Raw genomic sequence first — 17,146 nt, 5'->3', positions numbered from 1 at the left:
CATATTCGTATGCAGAGTAATATTCCCGGGAGGTGACTATGATTGCCAGCAAATTCGGTATTGGCCAGCAGGTTCGCCATTCTTTACTGGGCTATCTGGGCGTAGTGGTCGACATTGACCCCGAGTATTCGCTCGATGAGCCACAGGAAGATGATCTGGCCGACAATAGCGCACTCCGCGCGGCGCCGTGGTACCACGTTGTCATGGAAGATGAAGATGGCCAGGCGATTCATACCTATCTCGCCGAAGCTCAGCTCAGTTCTGAAGACGACGACGAGCACCCTGAACAGCCATCAATGGACGAATTGGCTGCCTCGATACGCCAGCAGCTTCAGGCCCCACGCCTGCGTAACTGATTAAAAAACCCCGCGTAAGCGGGGTTTTTCTTATTTTGCCAGCCCAAGACGAGGTATTTCGATCGCCGGGCATTTATCCATCACGACGCTTAACCCCGCATTCTGCGCCAGCACCGCAGCCTGCTCATTAATCACCCCAAGCTGCATCCATAGCGTTTTTGCCCCCACGGCGATAGCTTCCTGCGCCACGCCCCAGGCCGCCTCAGAATTACGGAACACATCAACCATATCAATTTTCTTCGGTACTTCCGCAAGCGTTGCATAACCCTGCTGCCCCAACAGCGTTTTACCCGCGACCTTCGGCGACACGGGAATAACCTCATAGCCTTGTTTTAGCAGGTAATCCATCACCCGATAGCTCGGGCGATCGGGTTTGTCGCTGGCCCCCACCAGCGCAATGGTGCGGGTGGTTTTCAGGATATTTTCGATATCACTTTGTTTCATAGCGCCCCCTAAGATGTTGTCTGAAGTGTATGCCAAAGCCCGCCACCCAGCCATCTTTCTACCGGAAACTCAGGAGCGCAATTTCTAAAAATATGTCTATATGTTAATAGGTAGGGTTCAGGAAAAACTTTGAAACATCCACTCAGCATGTTCACCAGGGAGAGTGAAATGAGAGCAGGTCTGCCACTTGCAGGGCTAATTTTTATGATACCGACCCTGGTATGGGGAACCACGCTGCGCCTTTCCACCGACCTGGATTTACTGGTTCTGGACGGTAAAAGAGTTTCCAGCTCGCTCCTTAAAGGGGCTGACAGCATTGAAATAGATAATGGGCCGCATCAGCTGGTTCTGCGTATTGAAAAAAAAATAGCCAGAGCATACGCCCGGTCTTCTGGGATATCCCCACCGATGGTGATCAGTTTTGACACTAAAGAGATAGACCAGGTCAATATTGTTCTGCAGCTAAAAGATCCCAATCGTTCTATAGCCGCTTTTCAAATTAAGCTGCTGGACGGCCAGGCCCACCCTATTCCCATCCGAACCGATATTTTGGAGATAAAACCGGACCCAACCGGAACAGATTACGAAGAAGAGACGCAACGCTATAATAAATCAGGGAAAAAAGCGTCAATGCCCGGGTTCGCGAACCTCAAGGCCAACGATGACAGTCAGAAATTTGCCATGGCGGATCCAGGCCTTCCACCAGCACAATCTGAAGCATTCACAGAACAACGGTTGAGATACTGGTTCAGTCAGGCCGATAAGCCGACACGGGCACGTTTTTTACGCTGGGCAAATGAGACACCAAACCCATAGCAATGCCGCGAGATACCTCGCTTTTTTGACGTTCTACTCTTGCAGCCCTGGGCGCTTTTAGTAATCTGTTAGCAGCCTAAAACTATCCAGGAAAACAGAATGGAACTAACTACCCGCACCCTTGCGGTAAAAAAACATATCGCACTGGTTGCCCACGATCACTGTAAGGATGCACTTTTAAAGTGGGTACAACGCCACAAAGCAACGCTTGCTAACCACACGCTATATGCCACCGGGACAACGGGTAATTTAATTCAGCGAGCAACGGGCCTTGAAGTCAACGCCATGCTCAGTGGCCCAATGGGGGGCGACCAACAGGTAGGCGCCTTAATTTCTGAGGGAAAAATTGACGTCCTGATTTTCTTCTGGGACCCGCTCAATGCCGTTCCTCACGATCCAGACGTTAAGGCTCTGCTGCGTCTGGCGACCGTCTGGAATATCCCGGTCGCCACCAACCTTTCTACCGCCGATTTTATTATTCATTCACCGGGCTTCAATGAAAGCGTGGATATTCTTATACCGGATTACCAACGCTACCTGAATGAACGCCTGAAATAATCACGGGCGGTTAGTCGCTGGCACCCCAAGCCGCTTAAGTGCTTCAACAAAGACGGAAGGTTCTTGCTTGTTGAACATAAGCCAGACCCGATGGCGCGCTCGCGTCAGCGCGACATAAAGTAAACGCCGCTCCTCTGCATCCGGGAAATCCTCCGGCTGTGGCAGGAGCGCCTGCTCCATGATTGACTCCCGTGCGGGGGCCGGAAAGCCTTCTTTCCCATCCTGCAAGCCAAGAATGATCGCATAATCTGCTTGCTGCCCTTTGCTGGCATGGATGGTCATAAAATCAATATTGAGCTTAGGCCAACGCGTCGAGGCTTTTTCCAGGCTATCCGGACGTAAATGGTGGTACCGCGCCAGCACCAAAATTCGCTGTTCGGGCAAGGCGTACCCACTCAGCTTGTCCAGTAAATCATCGAGCCTGTCATCGGCAAGCAGAGTCACTGCTTTTTTGTCCCCTTTGGAGAGGCTATTGAGCGGCTTGCGCAGTTGATACGGGTTTTGCTGCACAAAACCGTTAGCAATCTCGCCGATTCGATCGTTAAAGCGATACGTGGTATCCAGCGCGCAACTATCGCCTTCACCAAAATGGTGGCTGAATGCCGTTGTGAGCGTCATTTCCGCCCCGCTAAATCGGTAGATAGCCTGCCAGTCATCCCCCACGGCATAAAGCGAAGTATGGGAGTTTTGTCGTCTTAAAGCGGCCAGTAAGGCGGCTCGCTGTGGGGAGATGTCCTGAAACTCATCGACAAGGATATGCTTCCACGGGCTGATAAACCGGCCCTTTTCAAGCACATTAATTGCCTGATGAATCAGGCCAGAAAAATCAACCGCCTCTTCGGCTTTCAGGGCCGCTTTCCAGTTTTTTAACAACGGCGCCATCAGCTTAATACGCTTAGTGAAAAGCTCCCTGACCTCTTCCGGTGCGCTGTCTATCATTTCTGCCTGCGAACCGCCGTGCATCCGCATCAGGCCGAGCCAGCGATCGAGCCGGCTGGCAAGCCGCTTCGCCAGCCGCTTATCCTGCCAGTATTCGCCTTCAGGAACATCCCACTCGAGTTCTTCGCTAAGCCACTGCCGCCAGCCTTTGGCCATCGCTTTTTTTTCCCGGCATTGCTGCTGCCAGCTGTCGATCAGCAATTGATGGCGAGCGGCGGTATCACTCTCAAGCTCACTGACTCGAGGGACTTTTTTACTCCCCTGCTGAATGATGTGTAGTGCCAGCGAGTGGAAGGTTCTGGCAGAAATAGCCTCGGTATTAAGGCGGCTTGATATACGCTCATCCATTTCCTGTGCGGCCTGACGCCCAAAGGCTAACAGCAGAATTTGATCCTCCGTAGCTTCGCCGCGCTGTAACAACCAGCCCGCACGCGCCACGAGAACGGAAGTTTTGCCGCTACCGGCCCCCGCCAGGACTAACAATGAGTCCTCACCATTGACCACGGCACGAGCCTGGGACGGATTGAGGGGTGAACTTTCGACCTGTTCAAAGAAGGAGGCGTATTTTTCCAGCATCCGTTCGGTATAGGCGCTATTGCGTTGGTGGCGACGTTCTTCACCTTGTTCAAGCCAGGCTTTGCATATGGCCCACGCTTCACGGCAGTTCTCGAACTCGCCGAGCCGGGAATGGGGAATCGGTAGGGCCGCAATAGCTCCGCGGAGGTTATCCTGCAACGCCTGCATATCGCTCCGTCGGAACCACACCTCTTTGCGGGTACGCCGGGCTATCTCTTCTCGTTGAGCGGTTAAAACTTCAGCAGCCACCTCGCTCATCTCCGTGCTCCAGTTGAGCCAAAGCGAATTCAGATGGTGGAAAAAACGCTGAGTCTCCGCCCATTCGGTACCGTGCAGGCGCACAACTTTGTCTTCAGGAAGAACGAATTCCAGCTCGCCCCAAACCAAGCCACGCTTGCAGTTAATCGCTATTAACTGATTGAATGGGATGAGGTATTCATGGCGGTCGCCTTTGACCTCAACGCCGGCAGGCAACAGTTTAACCCGATTATAAGGGTGCTGCGCCAAATGCTTGCCGAGAGAAGTTGCTTTGAGTTCCATTACGTTGCCCGATCCGATGTGGGAATTGTTACTCAAGTTTAACTGCCGATGTAATGACGCTCCAGAGTAAAAACGCGTTATAATTTCTGCAGTTAATCATTCTTTATTTTTCTGTCAGGGAAGCGTCACTATGCGTACCGTACTTAATGTTCTGAACTTTGTGCTGGGAGGCTTCTTGACCACCCTATCATGGTTATTTGCCACGCTTATCAGCATCGTGCTGATTTTCACCCTGCCGCTGACTCGCTCCTGCTGGGAAATCACCAAGCTTTCCTTTGTGCCCTACGGCAACGAAGCCATTCATGTCGATGAACTTAATCCACAGGGTAAAAATACGCTGCTAAATACGGGGGGAACCCTGCTGAATGTGCTTTGGCTGATCTTCTTCGGCTGGTGGCTATGCATTATGCATATCATGGCAGGTATAGCGCAGTGTATTACCATTATCGGGATCCCTGTAGGGATTGCGAACTTCAAGATTGCAGCTATCGCATTATGGCCCGTTGGCCGACGGGTTGTGCCGGTTGAAGTAGCAAGAGCCGCGCGCGACGCCAATGCTCGTCGCCGTTTCCAGTAAGGAGCCGTTGTGCTGACCCTAAGCCCACTGGTACGTCGTTATACCTGGAACAGCGCCTGGCTCTATAACTTGCGCATATTTATTGCCCTCACAGGCACTGCGGCGCTTCCGTGGTGGCTTGGTGAAGTCAAGCTGACTATCCCTCTCACGCTGGGCGTTGTGGCCGCCGCCCTGGCCGATCTCGACGATCGCGTAAGCGGTAGGTTACGAAATTTACTGATAACTTTGGTCAGCTTTTTCATTGCTTCAGCATCCGTTGAGTTACTGTTCCCCTGGCCGTGGTTGTTTGCAGTTGGTTTAACGGTATCCACCAGCGGGTTTATCCTCCTTGGAGGATTAGGGCAGCGCTATGCCACCATAGCCTTTGGGGCGCTGCTTATCGCCATCTACACGATGCTCGGTATTTCCCTCTATGAGCACTGGTATCAGCAACCGCTTTTCCTTTTAGCAGGCGCCGTCTGGTACAACCTGCTGACGTTAGCAGGCCATTTGATTTTCCCGATACGCCCGCTACAGGACAATCTGGCACGCTGTTATGAAAGCCTCGCGAGCTTTCTTGAAATTAAAGCCACGCTGTTTGATCCTGATATCGAAGAAGAAAGTCAGGCTCCGATGCTCCAGTTGGCCATGGCTAACAGCCAGTTAGTGACCATGCTAAACCAGACGAAAAGCTCATTACTGACTCGCCTTCGTGGCGATCGGGGCCAGAGAGGAACTCGCCGAACACTTCACTATTATTTCGTAGCCCAGGATATTCACGAGCGCGCGAGCTCGTCCCATATTCAGTATCAGGCGTTGCGGCGATAAGTTTCGCTATAGCGACGTGATGTTCCGCTTCCAGCGTCTGCTCACGATGCAATCCCAGGCCTGCCAGCAGCTGTCTCGTTCTATCCTGCTGCGAGTCCCGTATCAGCACGACCCGCGATTTGAACGCGCCTTTACCCATCTGGACTCCGCTCTGGACCGTATTCGTGCGAGCCATGCAACTGCCTCAGAGATAAAAGCACTGGGCTTTCTGATTACTAATCTGAGGGCCATTGATGCGCAGCTGGCAAACATTGAGTCAGAACAGGCTATTGCCGAGCCGCAGAACGATCCCGAGAACCGTTTAGCCGACGATAAGCTGACCGGCTTCGATGATATCTGGCAGCGACTAAAGCTTAACCTCACGCCAGAATCCGCACTCTTTCGCCATGCGGTGCGTATGTCACTGGTTCTCTGTGTGGACTATGCGTTTATTCAATTCACGGGTTTGCAGCATGGTTACTGGATACTTCTGACCAGTTTGTTTGTTTGCCAGCCCAACTACAGTGCGACCCGTAGACGCTTAGCGCTGCGTATCATCGGTACATTGGTTGGGGTAGCCGTTGGCCTGCCCTTACTTTGGCTTGTCCCGTCTCTCGAAGGCCAGCTAATACTGATAGTCATCACCGGCGTATTGTTCTTCGCTTTCCGCAATGTGCAATACGCCCATGCGACCATGTTTATTACGCTGTTAGTGTTGCTGTGCTTTAACCTGCTGGGAGAAGGCTTTGAAGTCGCCCTGCCGCGAGTGATTGATACACTCCTGGGCTGCGCTGTAGCCTGGGCCGCGGTAAGTTTTGTGTGGCCTGACTGGCGATTCCGTCGACTTTCCCGGGTAGTTGAACGTGCGTTCAACGCCAATTGTCGCTATCTGGATGCGATTCTTGAGCAGTACCACCAGGGGCGTGATAACCGCCTGGAGTATCGCATTGCGCGGCGGGATGCCCATAACAGAGACGCTGAGCTCGCCTCCGTTGTTTCAAATATGTCCTCTGAACCTCGGGTCTCAGCCGAGATGCGGGAAGCAGCGTTCCGCCTGCTTTGCCTGAATCATTCCTTTAATAGCTATATCTCGGCATTAGGAGCACACAGGGAACAACTTAGCCACGGTGATACGCTAATGCTGCTTGATGACGCCGTCTGCTATGTTGATGACGCACTACACCACCTGCCTGTCGATGAAGAACGTGTTCAGACTGCTCTGGCAGAGCTCTCCGCGCGCATCTCACAGCTTGAGACTCGGGCAGAGACAAAAGAACCCCTGGTTCTGCAACAAATTGGGCTATTGATTGCTCTTCTGCCAGAGATCTCTCGTCTTCAACAGCAAATCTCTCAGTGCTCCGAGTAAGGATGTTGGCGCTGCTCATAGCGGCGCCACCAGTCCGTCAATTCTTTTCGAACATCGGCGGGCAGTACCGCCTCATGAACACCACGAATAGCCCCCGCAAGCGCGAGCAACACTTTAATGCCTACCGTTTTCCTGGTGCTGCGTAATTTTAGCCATGACCGTTTGGGACCAAAGAGTTGCAGCGTTTGTGGATCATTGATACCCACCTCACGAAGCATAACTTCAATATTCAGGGAAATGTTGGGGAGATCCTTCAGGCGGCGAGAACGTATCTTAATCTGCGTCTTCTCACGTTGGGCACTTCTTAACGCCTGGGAAGAGAGCTGGATGAGTTTGTCCGGATTTTCCCAAAGTTCTTCATCAACACGGTAGTAATTCAGCGCGACAGGAAGCCCACGTTTACTGTACATCAGAGGGGGGGCCGATTTTTGGATGAAATACTGCGCACACTTTTCACAAGCTCGCAGGTAAAGCTCGCCTTCCGCCACCATAGCAAAAACCACACCTTCGACGGTCAGACTATAACCGCCAAATAATGGCCGACAACCGATTTTACCCAGTGACGAAAGATATTCCCGTGATTTATTAATTCTAAGAAATGTCACCCTTTTCATAATATGTCCTTATATATCAACTGGTAAATAGCAGTTTTAGTTACTCATCCTCTTAATCTCTGAAAATAAGCAAGGTTAAAGGTAATGGCAATGAGAATTTCATCCGTACCGCTTTTGCATACGGAAAATGCGAGACACTTTCCGAAATTCCGGTTGATCTTTGTTCGTACAGGCATTACTGTATATGCATACAGTAACCCATTAGGCGGGATTCACTATGCACTCACATAACGTTCAAACTCACTTTCGTCATGTTGCAGTTACTGCGCACTCCCCGGCGCAGTCTCTCTCTGATAACAGCGTACAGGGGTTAATCAGCGAAGTGGTCTACAGTGAAGAGAGCCCATGGGTTACGCAGTTTATTCTGCTACCTTTATTACAGCAGTTGGGACAACAATCTCGCTGGCAGCTATGGCTGACGCCACAGCAAAAACTCAGCCGCACATGGCTGCAGGCGGCCGGGCTGCCGCTGGCAAAAGTGATGCAGGCAAATCAGTTAGATCCTCTTTGCACCGTTGATGCAATGGTGAAAGCTCTACAGACGGGAAATTACAGCGTCGTCATCGGCTGGCTGCCAGAAGAATTAACAGATGAAGAACATTTACGGCTAACGAAAGCTGCGGAAACGGGTAACGCGATGGGCTTTATTATGCGTCCAACCAGCACAGGAACATCCGGTTCAAGACCACGAAATGGCCTAAAAATTCATTCTAGTTTGTATCATTAAGTAAATTTAGGAGAAATCCTGGAATTTTTTACGCACGCCATATAATCCGCTGCCATGACTCAAAAATGCCCGTGATATGGCGGTTTGACTGGGTTCATTGGACAGGGAGCGAGTTCAAAAAACAGTCCATTCTGTAAAAAAATATGTATGCAAGTCGTTTTTTTTCATATGCCTGACGGACTTCACACTTGTAACTTTCCAACTACGTTGTAGACTTTACCTCGCCAGGGTTGCTCTTCATAACACCGATATATCGGTAGAGTAACAATTGAGCGTAAACCCGGGCGAAGGATTTAACCCTGGGCTTTAAATTGGTTTAGAGCTCATGGCCTTTTGGATGATAATGAGGCGCAAAAAATGAAAAAGACAGCTATCGCGATTGCAGTGGCACTGGCTGGCTTCGCTACCGTAGCGCAGGCCGCACCGAAAGATAACACCTGGTATGCAGGTGGTAAACTGGGCTGGTCTCAGTTCCACGATACCGGCTGGTATAACAAGGACCTGCAAAACAACGGTAACACCCACGAAAGCCAGCTGGGCGCTGGTGCCTTCGGTGGTTATCAGGTTAACCCGTACGTTGGCTTTGAAATGGGTTACGACTGGCTTGGCCGTATGCCTTACAAAGGCAGCGAAGTTAGCGGTGCCTTCAAAGCTCAGGGCGTGCAGCTGACCACCAAACTGGGTTACCCAATCACTGACGACCTGGACATCTACACCCGTCTGGGCGGCATGGTATGGCGTGCAGACTCTACAAACACCATCGCTGGTAAAAACCACGACACCGGTGTTTCCCCAGTATTCGCTGGTGGTGTTGAGTGGGCAGTTACCCGTGACATCGCTACCCGTCTGGAATACCAGTGGGTTAACAACATCGGTGACGCACAGACCGTTGGCGTTCGTCCTGACAACGGCATGCTGAGCGTAGGTGTTTCCTACCGCTTTGGCCAGCAGGAAGAAGCAGCACCAGTTGTAGCTCCTGCTCCGGCTCCAGCTCCAGAAGTACAGACCAAACACTTCACTCTGAAGTCTGACGTTCTGTTCAACTTCAACAAAGCAACCCTGAAACCAGAAGGTCAGCAGGCACTGGATCAGCTGTACACCCAGCTGAGCAACCTGGATCCTAAAGATGGTTCCGTTGTTGTTCTGGGCTACACCGACCGTATCGGTTCCGAGCAGTACAACGTGAAACTGTCTGAAAAACGTGCACAGAGCGTTGTTGATTACCTGATCTCTAAAGGTATCCCAGCGAACAAAATCTCTCCACGTGGCATGGGCAAAGCTAACCCAGTTACCGGCAACACCTGTGACAACGTAGCACCTAAAGCTAAACTGATCGACTGCCTGGCTCCAGATCGTCGTGTTGAGATCGAAGTTAAAGGTATCAAAGAAGTTGTAACTCAGCCTGCGGCATAAGTTACCCTTCCTTGAACAAAAACCCCGCCATGGCGGGGTTTTTTATTGTTTGAGACTTGGTGATGGCTCGGTCACACGCGCTTTCACAGCGTCATTTTTTGCCCAGCATCGCCTGTAGATCCTGTTTAAGCGTCGACATCTTGCTTTCCACCTTCTCTTTGCGTTCCGCATCTTCAATCAGTTGAACAACTGTTTCCGAAAGCGTATTGCCGCGGCGCTGCGCAAGCCCTGCCAAACGTTGCCAGACAAGATACTCAAGATCGATGGATTTCTTACGGGTATGCTGATGCTCAGCGTTAAAATGCCTTTTACGCCGTGCACGAATCGTTTGCTTCATGCGGTTATGCAGCGCCGGGTTCATGTGCTGATCAATCCAGCTCTGAACCAAAACCGGCACATTCTCCAGCGTCAGGAGCTGCTCTACCGCCTCTTGGGCTGCACTGGCTTCAATGTATCGCGTGATTAATTCCCCTTCGCGATGTTTCTTAACCAGATACTTCCACTTCCAGCCGCTCTCGAGATTTTCCAACTGTTGATATTTCATTGTGATCTCAGTGTGACCGTGTAACTTAGTTCAGAATAACAGTTTTTCCGCCATTCGCTGAACTGAAAATCAAAGCTGTGAGGGGGATAAAACTGTGTTACTGCTTTATCCGTGTGCTACCCGAACGATTCTTGTATAATCGCGCCTTTGACATCTCATTAAAAAATATAGCGACTTTGACGACTAATCGACTTGACTGGCGTGCCCTGGTGCCTGATACCGAAAGCTATCAGGAAATTTTTGCACAGCCTTATGATACCGACTCTGCCCCTCTTTCCGCGGTTCAACCTCGTTTAGTTTACGGGATTGAACAACTCAACCTTTCTGTTTCTTCCGCTGACCTGATGCTGGTAAAAGCTCCGGAAGAACAAGAATACCTGGATCTTATCGCCGCCGCCGTTGAAGCATCCCGAGATCGCGCTGAAGAGATTACCGGCGGGCATTATCTCATTGAAGGTGGCCGGGTTACGCTGCGTCCGGCCGAGCACGCTGACGATAACTTTGCGTCCAGCGGAGAAGTGATTACCGCTGACTGGGTTGAACCGGAGCAGCTGTTCGGCTGCGTGCGCCAGTTTGCCGGAGAGGTGTCGCTTGAACCAGGCCTGATCCATCGCGTTAACGGCGGCGTACTGGTACTGTCGATGCGTAGCGTTCTTGCCCAGCCGCTGCTGTGGCTGCGCCTGAAACAAATCATGACTCAGGGGCGTTTCGACTGGATTTCACCTGACGAAACTCGCCCTCTGCCGGTAAAAATTCCGTCATTAACGTTGGATTTCAAACTGGTATTGGTAGGTGAGCGCGACTCGCTGGCCGATTTCCAGGAAATGGAGATGGATCTGGCCTCAGCCGCTATCTACAGTGAATTTGAAGACAATCTGCAAATTGCTTCTGCTGATGAAATGGCGCTTTGGTGCCAGTGGATCTATGCCATTGCCGCAGAGAAGTCATTGCCTGCCCCCGCGGCTGATGCCTGGCCACCGCTGATTCGTGAGGCCGTGCGTTACACGGGCGATCAGGAAATGCTGCCGCTCTGCCCTTCCTGGATTTCACGCCAGCTGCGTGAAGTCGCACCATTTACCGAAGAAAACAGCTTTAATGCTGAACAACTCCAGCAAATGCTCGAGCAGCGTGAATGGCGGGAAGGTTTCCTGGCCGAGCGCATGCAGGATGAAATCCTGATGGAGCAAATCCTGATTGAAACCGAAGGCGAAATGGTTGGCCAGATCAATGCGCTGTCGGTCATTGAATTCCCGGGGCATCCACGGGCGTTTGGTGAACCTTCCCGTATTAGCTGCGTGGTTCATGTCGGTGACGGGGAGTTTACAGACGTAGAGCGCAAGGCGGAACTTGGCGGCAACATTCACGCCAAAGGCATGATGATCATGCAGGCATTTCTGATGTCTGAACTGCAGCTTGACCAGCAAATACCGTTTTCAGCATCCATTACTTTCGAGCAATCTTACAGCGAAGTTGACGGGGACAGCGCTTCCATGGCGGAGCTTTGTGCCCTGATAAGTGCCCTGGCTAACGTTCCGATTTATCAGCACATCGCTATCACTGGCTCTGTGGATCAGTTTGGTCGCGTGCAGCCCGTTGGCGGTCTGAATGAAAAGGTGGAAGGCTTTTTCCGTATTTGTCAGCAGCGTGAATTTAGCGGCGTTCAGGGGGTGATTATTCCTCTGGCGAACGTGCGTCACCTGTCGCTGCACAAAGATGTACTGGAGGCTGTCGAACAAAATAAATTCTCGATTTGGGCAATTGACGACGTGGCTGATGCCCTGCCGTTATTGACCAATCTCCCGTGGGATGGCGAAGGGCAAAACACCCTGATGCGTGCGGTGCAGGAGCGTATTGCTCAGGCTACGGCGCCGGATGTTCGCCAGCGCTTTCCGTGGCCGCTACGCTGGCTCAACTGGTTCAACCACAACTGATCGGACTTGTTGAGCGTACACGTGTTAGCTAACCTGCGTGCTTCATTATAAAAAGGCTTACTGTAGACATGGTAGATAAACGCGAATCCTATACGAAAGAAGATCTTCTTGCCTCAGGGCGTGGCGAACTGTTTGGGGCTGAAGGCCCGCAGTTACCTGCACCTTCCATGCTGATGATGGACCGCGTAGTCAAGATGACCGAGGACGGCGGTAACTTTGATAAAGGTTACGTGGAAGCCGAGCTGGATATTAACCCTGACCTGTGGTTCTTTGGTTGCCACTTCATTGGCGACCCGGTGATGCCTGGTTGCCTGGGCCTTGATGCCATGTGGCAGTTGGTTGGTTTCTACCTCGGCTGGCTCGGTGGCGAAGGTAAAGGTCGCGCGCTGGGCGTGGGCGAAGTTAAATTTACCGGTCAGGTTCTCCCTACCGCGAAGAAAGTCACCTACCGTATTCACTTCAAACGTGTTGTGAATCGCCGCCTGATCATGGGCCTGGCTGACGGTGAAGTACTGGTTGATGGCCGTGTGATTTACACCGCGACCGACCTGAAAGTGGGTCTTTTCAAAGACACTTCCGCTTTCTAATACAGCGCTATTTAGCTTCCCCCTAAAAGCACCCATTGTTCACACTGGGTGCTTTTTTGTTTCTGCCGTAGGCCAGGACTATGCTTTCTCGCCGTGGTTTTTATGGTGTTAATTGCTTAAACAACGTTCGAAATCACAAATCGTGAAGATAAAAAACGCTCCCTCTTGCCTGAAAAACGTTATGGGTTATGTTGATTTTTAGTTTCTCAAATGTAACTAGAGGTTAACAATAATGTCGAATAAGTTACGTATATCTTGCCTTGCTGCGACCGTGCTGCTCTCTACCTCCGCGTTTTCTGCCGTGCCTCAGGGCTATCCGGCGGATTATCAAAAAATCATCGATGCCGCGATCAAAGAAGGTAAAGTGGTGCTCTACTCCACCACCGATACCAAAACCGCTGCCCCGCTTATTCAGGGCTTTGAGGCCGCATATCCGGGCATCAAAGTAGAATATAACGACATGAACAGTACCGAGTTGTACAACCGTTATATCAGCGAGCAGGCTGCCGGCGGCACCAGCGGTGACGTGGTCTGGAGCTCCTCCATGGACACGGCATTGAAGCTCGCCACCGATTATGCCCAGGAGTACAAATCCCCGGAGCAAGGCCAGCTACCGAAGTGGGCTGTCTGGAAAGACAAGGCCTACGGTACCACCTATGAGCCAGTCATTTTTATCTACAACAAACGTCTGATCCCGGCCAACGAAGTGCCTGACAGCCATGAAGCTTTAGCCAAACTCATCGCCAGCCAGCCCGAAAAATTCAGCAAAAAAGTCACCACCTACGATATTGAAAAATCCGGTCTCGGCTTTATGCTTTCGGTGCAGGATCACAAAGCCGATCCAAATTACTTCAAAACTCTCGCCGATGTGGCTAAAGGTGGCCTTTCAGTTCAGTCCTCAACCGGCACCATGATGGAGCGCGTTTCCTCCGGCGAAAACCTGATTGGCTTCAATATCCTGGGCTCCTACGCGGAAGCTCGCGCCAAAACGGACGCCTCCCTGGGCATTGCTTATCCGAAGGACTACACCCTGGTACTGTCTCGCGTTTCCTTTATCAGCAATGAAGCGAAAAACAGCAACGCGGCGAAGCTGTGGATTGACTACGTGCTGTCGGAAAAAGGGCAAAATATTCTCGCCAATCAGGCGGACATTCCTTCCATCCGCAATGATATCGACGGGGACAACGACATCGACGGCATGACCCAAAAACTCGGCAACGCCCTGAAGCCGATTCCGGTGGATGAAACCCTGCTGGAATACCTGCAGCAGAAAAAACGTCTGGACTACATCAAGCAGTGGCGCGAAGCCGCAGCGAAATAACCCTTGATGAGGCGCACCGTCCGGCTGCGCCTCGCTTAACCCGAACACATTAGGCTATTCAGGCTGACAGACCTGAGGGATCGTTACATGGATGCATTACGCAGAAAGTGGCAGAGCCTGCCCCGCGGCATCGTGGTACTGATAACTGCACTGGTTATCTATATTCCGCTGTCGTTTATCGTTATACAGAGCTTTCTTTCGGCCCCGTTCTTCTCCCCGTCGAAGGAGTGGAGCCTCGAATCTTTTGAGTTTATCTTTACCGACTCCGACTTTTACCTGGCGCTGAAAAGCGGCTTTATTCTGGCTTTTGGGCTGGTGATTATTGCCATCCCGTTGGGCGGCATTCTGGCCTTCTTAATGGTCCGTACCGACCTGCCGGGCAGACGGATCATTGAACCGCTGATTCTGGTGCCTATTTTTGTGTCTCCTATGGTACTGGGATTTGGTTACGTAGTGGCCGCCGGTCCGGTGGGCTTCTTCTCCCTGTGGGCACAGTCGCTGCTTGGCTTCGTGCCGTGGAATATCTACGACATGTCGAGCATCGTGGTGATTGCCGGCCTGACGCATGTGCCACATGCCTACCTGTACATTTCCTCGGCCCTGCGCAGCGTAGGCTCCGACGTAGAAGAAGCCGCCCGTACCGCCGGCGCAACGCCGCTTCAGGTCATGACCGCCGTCAGCCTGCCGATGGTTCGCCCGGCGATGCTTTATGCCACCGTGTTACTGTTCTTCCTCGGGCTGGAAGTTTTCGGCCTGATGCTCGTTTTAGGCGATCCGGAAGGCAACATGGTGCTGGCGACTTATCTCTACAAGCTCACCAATAAACTTGGGACGCCTTCTTATCACCTGATGGCCGCAGTTGCGGTGGTGCTGATTTGCATCACTATCCCTCTGGTGATGCTGCAACGCCGCCTGATGCGGACCGCAAACCGTTTTGTCACCGTCAAAGGTAAAGCCTCTCAGGCACGAGCCTTGCCGCTGGGTAAATGGCGCTGGATCGCAGGCGCTGTGGTGGCTTTCTGGCTGACCGTCACCATCGGTGTGCCTCTGATTGGCGTTATCCTGCGCTCCTTTATTTCCAACTGGGGCGTGGGGGTGTCGCTGTGGGATGAGCTGTCGCTCAACACCTTCCGCACTATCTGGGAACAGCCAAACCTGCTGCGGGCCATCGTCAACTCAATGGCGATTGGAGTCATCGGTGGCGCACTGGCGGTGGTTTGCTATCTGTTTATCGGCATCGCCATGCACAGAAAACCAGACAACGTGACCCGCTTCCTGGACTACAGCGTCCTGGTACCTCGCGCCGTACCCGGCCTGCTGGCCGGTCTGGCCTTCCTGTGGGTGTTTTTATTCCTGCCCATGTGGCTTGATAACGCGCTGAAGTCCGGCTGGCTTTCCGGGATGCCCTGGTCCCAATGGCTGCGGGATAACCTTATCGTCTGGCTCCGCTCACTGCGCAGCACGATATTCAGCGTCTGGCTGGCCTATACCGTCGTGTGGATGGCCTATGGCCTGCGCCTAATCTCATCTACCCTGCTGCAGGTTGGCCCGGAGCTGGAAGAGGCCGCCCGCAGCACCGGGGCAAGCCGCGGGCAGATTACCCGTCACGTCACCATCCCGCTGTCGCGTTACGGCCTGATTGGATCCTGGCTGCTGATGTTCCTGATCTTTGAGCGTGAATATTCCACCGGCGTCTACCTGCTTTCGCCCGGCACGGAAACCATCGGTTCCATGCTGGTTTCGCTTTGGGCCGCAGGCGCCATCGATATTGTCGCCGCACTTTCCTTTATCAATATTCTGTTCGTGGTGCTAGGGCTCGGCATTGCCCTTCGTTTTGGAGTGAAATTACATGATTGAGTTATCGGTCGAGAACCTGCACTTAACCTACGGCGACAACCCCGTGCTGAAAGGCGTTTCCATGGATCTGAAACGTGGCGAAGTCGTGTCTCTGCTTGGCCCTTCCGGCAGCGGTAAAACTACGCTGCTGCGCGCCGTCGCCGGGCTGGAAAAACCCACCCAGGGCACCATTGTTATCGGCAAAAGCAACGTTTACGACGGCGCGTCCCGCAAAGAGATCCCGGCCGAAGAACGTAATCTCGGGCTGGTCTTTCAGTCTTACGCCCTGTGGCCGCATAAAACCGTCTTTGAAAACGTGGCTTATCCGCTAAAGCTTCGTAAAGTGTCGACGGCTGAAATCAACCAGCGCGTACAGGCAGTTTTAGATCAGTTGGGGCTTGGACACCTCGGTCAGCGCCACCCGTATCAGCTATCCGGCGGGCAGCAGCAGCGCGTCGCGATTGGCCGGGCACTGGTTTATAACCCGCCGGTGATTTTACTGGATGAACCGCTTTCTAACCTGGACGCGAAGCTGCGCGAAGAAGCTCGCGTGTTCCTGAGGGAACTGATTATCAAGCTCGGGCTGTCGGCGCTGATGGTCACCCACGACCAGAACGAAGCGATGGCAATTTCCGACCGTATTCTGCTGCTGAATAACGGCAAAATCGAGCAACAGGGCACGCCTCAGGAAATGTATGGCTCACCGCAAACGCTGTTCACCGCAGAGTTTATGGGCAGTAATAACCGCCTGAACGGTAAAGTGACTGAAGTCCGCGACGGTAAAGCACGCATTGAGGGCAGCGGCTGGGCGCTCTGGGGCAAAGCCGGGGCGGGCGTCGTGGCCGGGCAGGAAGGCACGGCGGTGATTCGCGTTGAGCGCGTGCGGATTGCCGATCTGCCGGGGGAAAACGGTATGACGCTGCCGCTGTTGACCAGCATGTACCTCGGTGACCGCTGGGAATATCTCTTCCGTACCTCTGGAGATGATTTTGTGATACGCGCCTATGGCAATGAGATGCGAGATGCTCAGCCTCATCATCTGCAGTTGCCTGAACAGCACGTCTGGATTTTCCCTAAACCCTGATTGATTAACCCAGGTTCATAAAGGCGAAACCTCCGCGATGCGGAGGTTTCTTTTTCTAAAGAGACAGTGATTACGCAGTAACCGCCCTGTCTTCCATGGCTTCTCGCCAGCCTCCCATCCAGTACGACCTC

15 protein-coding genes and 1 pseudogene are annotated in these 17,146 nt (G+C 52.4%); 12 read left to right on the top strand and 4 right to left on the bottom strand.

Annotated elements, in window-relative coordinates:
- Positions 1–38: 38 nt before the first annotated feature.
- Positions 39–356: a heat shock protein HspQ gene (locus VW41_07460; GenBank protein AJZ88879.1), complete on the top strand. Its 318-nt coding sequence runs from the start codon at positions 39–41 to the stop codon at positions 354–356.
- A 30-nt stretch (positions 357–386) separates the two neighbouring features.
- On the opposite strand, the gene VW41_07455 is transcribed toward VW41_07460, so the two are convergent.
- On the bottom strand, positions 387–800 hold the full coding sequence (locus VW41_07455; protein ID AJZ88878.1) for a hypothetical protein: 414 nt from the start codon (positions 798–800) through the stop codon (positions 387–389).
- Between the two features lie 168 nt (positions 801–968).
- On the opposite strand from VW41_07455, the gene VW41_07450 reads away from it, so the two are divergent.
- Together VW41_07450 and VW41_07445 are read left to right on the top strand one after the other, a co-directional pair.
- The gene (locus VW41_07450; protein ID AJZ91893.1) at positions 969–1,616 is read left to right on the top strand and encodes a hypothetical protein; all 648 of its coding nucleotides are present in this window, start codon (positions 969–971) and stop codon (positions 1,614–1,616) included.
- A 99-nt stretch (positions 1,617–1,715) separates the two neighbouring features.
- The gene (locus tag VW41_07445) at positions 1,716–2,174 is read left to right on the top strand and encodes a methylglyoxal synthase (GenBank protein ID AJZ88877.1); all 459 of its coding nucleotides are present in this window, start codon (positions 1,716–1,718) and stop codon (positions 2,172–2,174) included.
- Here VW41_07445 and helD read toward each other — a convergent pair whose 3' ends face one another.
- The gene (helD, locus tag VW41_07440) at positions 2,175–4,229 is read right to left on the bottom strand and encodes a DNA helicase IV (protein ID AJZ88876.1); all 2,055 of its coding nucleotides are present in this window, start codon (positions 4,227–4,229) and stop codon (positions 2,175–2,177) included.
- 130 nt (positions 4,230–4,359) lie between these two features.
- Between helD and VW41_07435 the strand changes: the two genes are divergently transcribed.
- Positions 4,360–4,806 (top strand): hypothetical protein, encoded by a 447-nt coding sequence (locus VW41_07435; protein ID AJZ88875.1) that lies wholly within the window; start codon positions 4,360–4,362, stop codon positions 4,804–4,806.
- 12 nt (positions 4,807–4,818) lie between these two features.
- Positions 4,819–6,958: pseudogene (locus VW41_07430) on the top strand (membrane protein).
- Here the strand turns inward: VW41_07430 and VW41_07425 are convergent.
- Entirely contained in the window at positions 6,943–7,572 is a 630-nt protein-coding gene (locus VW41_07425) for a competence protein (protein AJZ88874.1), read from the bottom strand. The pseudogene VW41_07430 and the gene VW41_07425 sit on opposite strands and share 16 nt — an antisense overlap.
- A gap of 217 nt (positions 7,573–7,789) precedes the next feature.
- Between VW41_07425 and VW41_07420 the strand changes: the two genes are divergently transcribed.
- The gene (locus VW41_07420) at positions 7,790–8,299 is read left to right on the top strand and encodes a cell division protein (protein AJZ88873.1); all 510 of its coding nucleotides are present in this window, start codon (positions 7,790–7,792) and stop codon (positions 8,297–8,299) included.
- Between the two features lie 357 nt (positions 8,300–8,656).
- Entirely contained in the window at positions 8,657–9,712 is a 1,056-nt protein-coding gene (locus VW41_07415; protein ID AJZ88872.1) for a membrane protein, read from the top strand.
- A gap of 91 nt (positions 9,713–9,803) precedes the next feature.
- Here the strand turns inward: VW41_07415 and VW41_07410 are convergent, their stop codons facing one another.
- On the bottom strand, positions 9,804–10,256 hold the full coding sequence (locus tag VW41_07410) for a Ter macrodomain organizer matS-binding protein (protein AJZ88871.1): 453 nt from the start codon (positions 10,254–10,256) through the stop codon (positions 9,804–9,806).
- Between the two features lie 176 nt (positions 10,257–10,432).
- Here VW41_07410 and VW41_07405 point away from each other — a divergent pair, with 176 nt between their 5' ends.
- From VW41_07405 to VW41_07385, 5 genes are all read left to right on the top strand, one after another.
- Entirely contained in the window at positions 10,433–12,187 is a 1,755-nt protein-coding gene (locus tag VW41_07405) for a Lon protease (protein ID AJZ91892.1), read from the top strand.
- 68 nt (positions 12,188–12,255) lie between these two features.
- Positions 12,256–12,774: a 3-hydroxydecanoyl-ACP dehydratase gene (locus VW41_07400; protein AJZ88870.1), complete on the top strand. Its 519-nt coding sequence runs from the start codon at positions 12,256–12,258 to the stop codon at positions 12,772–12,774.
- A 232-nt stretch (positions 12,775–13,006) separates the two neighbouring features.
- On the top strand, positions 13,007–14,095 hold the full coding sequence (locus tag VW41_07395; protein AJZ88869.1) for an iron ABC transporter substrate-binding protein: 1,089 nt from the start codon (positions 13,007–13,009) through the stop codon (positions 14,093–14,095).
- 87 nt (positions 14,096–14,182) lie between these two features.
- Positions 14,183–15,952 carry a spermidine/putrescine ABC transporter permease gene (locus VW41_07390; protein ID AJZ88868.1) on the top strand — a complete coding sequence of 590 codons (1,770 nt, stop codon included), beginning with the start codon at positions 14,183–14,185 and terminating at the stop codon, positions 15,950–15,952.
- The gene (locus VW41_07385; protein ID AJZ88867.1) at positions 15,945–17,015 is read left to right on the top strand and encodes a lipase; all 1,071 of its coding nucleotides are present in this window, start codon (positions 15,945–15,947) and stop codon (positions 17,013–17,015) included. Before VW41_07390 ends, VW41_07385 begins: the two co-directional genes overlap by 8 nt.
- The last annotated feature ends 131 nt before the right edge of the window (positions 17,016–17,146 follow it).

The organism is Klebsiella michiganensis (genome assembly GCA_000963575.1).
In the GTDB taxonomy this organism is placed as follows: Bacteria; Pseudomonadota; Gammaproteobacteria; order Enterobacterales; family Enterobacteriaceae; genus Cedecea; species Cedecea michiganensis_A.
Note: the sequence above shows the minus strand (reverse complement) of the source record. Positions and strands in the feature narration are given on the sequence as shown.

Coding starts and splice junctions, on each gene's coding strand:
- VW41_07460 (AJZ88879.1), top strand. CDS start 39: ATGATTGCCAGCAAATTCGGTATTGGCCAGCAGGTTCGCCATTCTTTA.
- VW41_07455 (AJZ88878.1), bottom strand. CDS start 800: ATGAAACAAAGTGATATCGAAAATATCCTGAAAACCACCCGCACCATT.
- VW41_07450 (AJZ91893.1), top strand. CDS start 969: ATGAGAGCAGGTCTGCCACTTGCAGGGCTAATTTTTATGATACCGACC.
- VW41_07445 (AJZ88877.1), top strand. CDS start 1,716: ATGGAACTAACTACCCGCACCCTTGCGGTAAAAAAACATATCGCACTG.
- helD (AJZ88876.1), bottom strand. CDS start 4,229: ATGGAACTCAAAGCAACTTCTCTCGGCAAGCATTTGGCGCAGCACCCT.
- VW41_07435 (AJZ88875.1), top strand. CDS start 4,360: ATGCGTACCGTACTTAATGTTCTGAACTTTGTGCTGGGAGGCTTCTTG.
- VW41_07425 (AJZ88874.1), bottom strand. CDS start 7,572: ATGAAAAGGGTGACATTTCTTAGAATTAATAAATCACGGGAATATCTT.
- VW41_07420 (AJZ88873.1), top strand. CDS start 7,790: ATGCACTCACATAACGTTCAAACTCACTTTCGTCATGTTGCAGTTACT.
- VW41_07415 (AJZ88872.1), top strand. CDS start 8,657: ATGAAAAAGACAGCTATCGCGATTGCAGTGGCACTGGCTGGCTTCGCT.
- VW41_07410 (AJZ88871.1), bottom strand. CDS start 10,256: ATGAAATATCAACAGTTGGAAAATCTCGAGAGCGGCTGGAAGTGGAAG.
- VW41_07400 (AJZ88870.1), top strand. CDS start 12,256: ATGGTAGATAAACGCGAATCCTATACGAAAGAAGATCTTCTTGCCTCA.
- VW41_07395 (AJZ88869.1), top strand. CDS start 13,007: ATGTCGAATAAGTTACGTATATCTTGCCTTGCTGCGACCGTGCTGCTC.
- VW41_07390 (AJZ88868.1), top strand. CDS start 14,183: ATGGATGCATTACGCAGAAAGTGGCAGAGCCTGCCCCGCGGCATCGTG.
- VW41_07385 (AJZ88867.1), top strand. CDS start 15,945: ATGATTGAGTTATCGGTCGAGAACCTGCACTTAACCTACGGCGACAAC.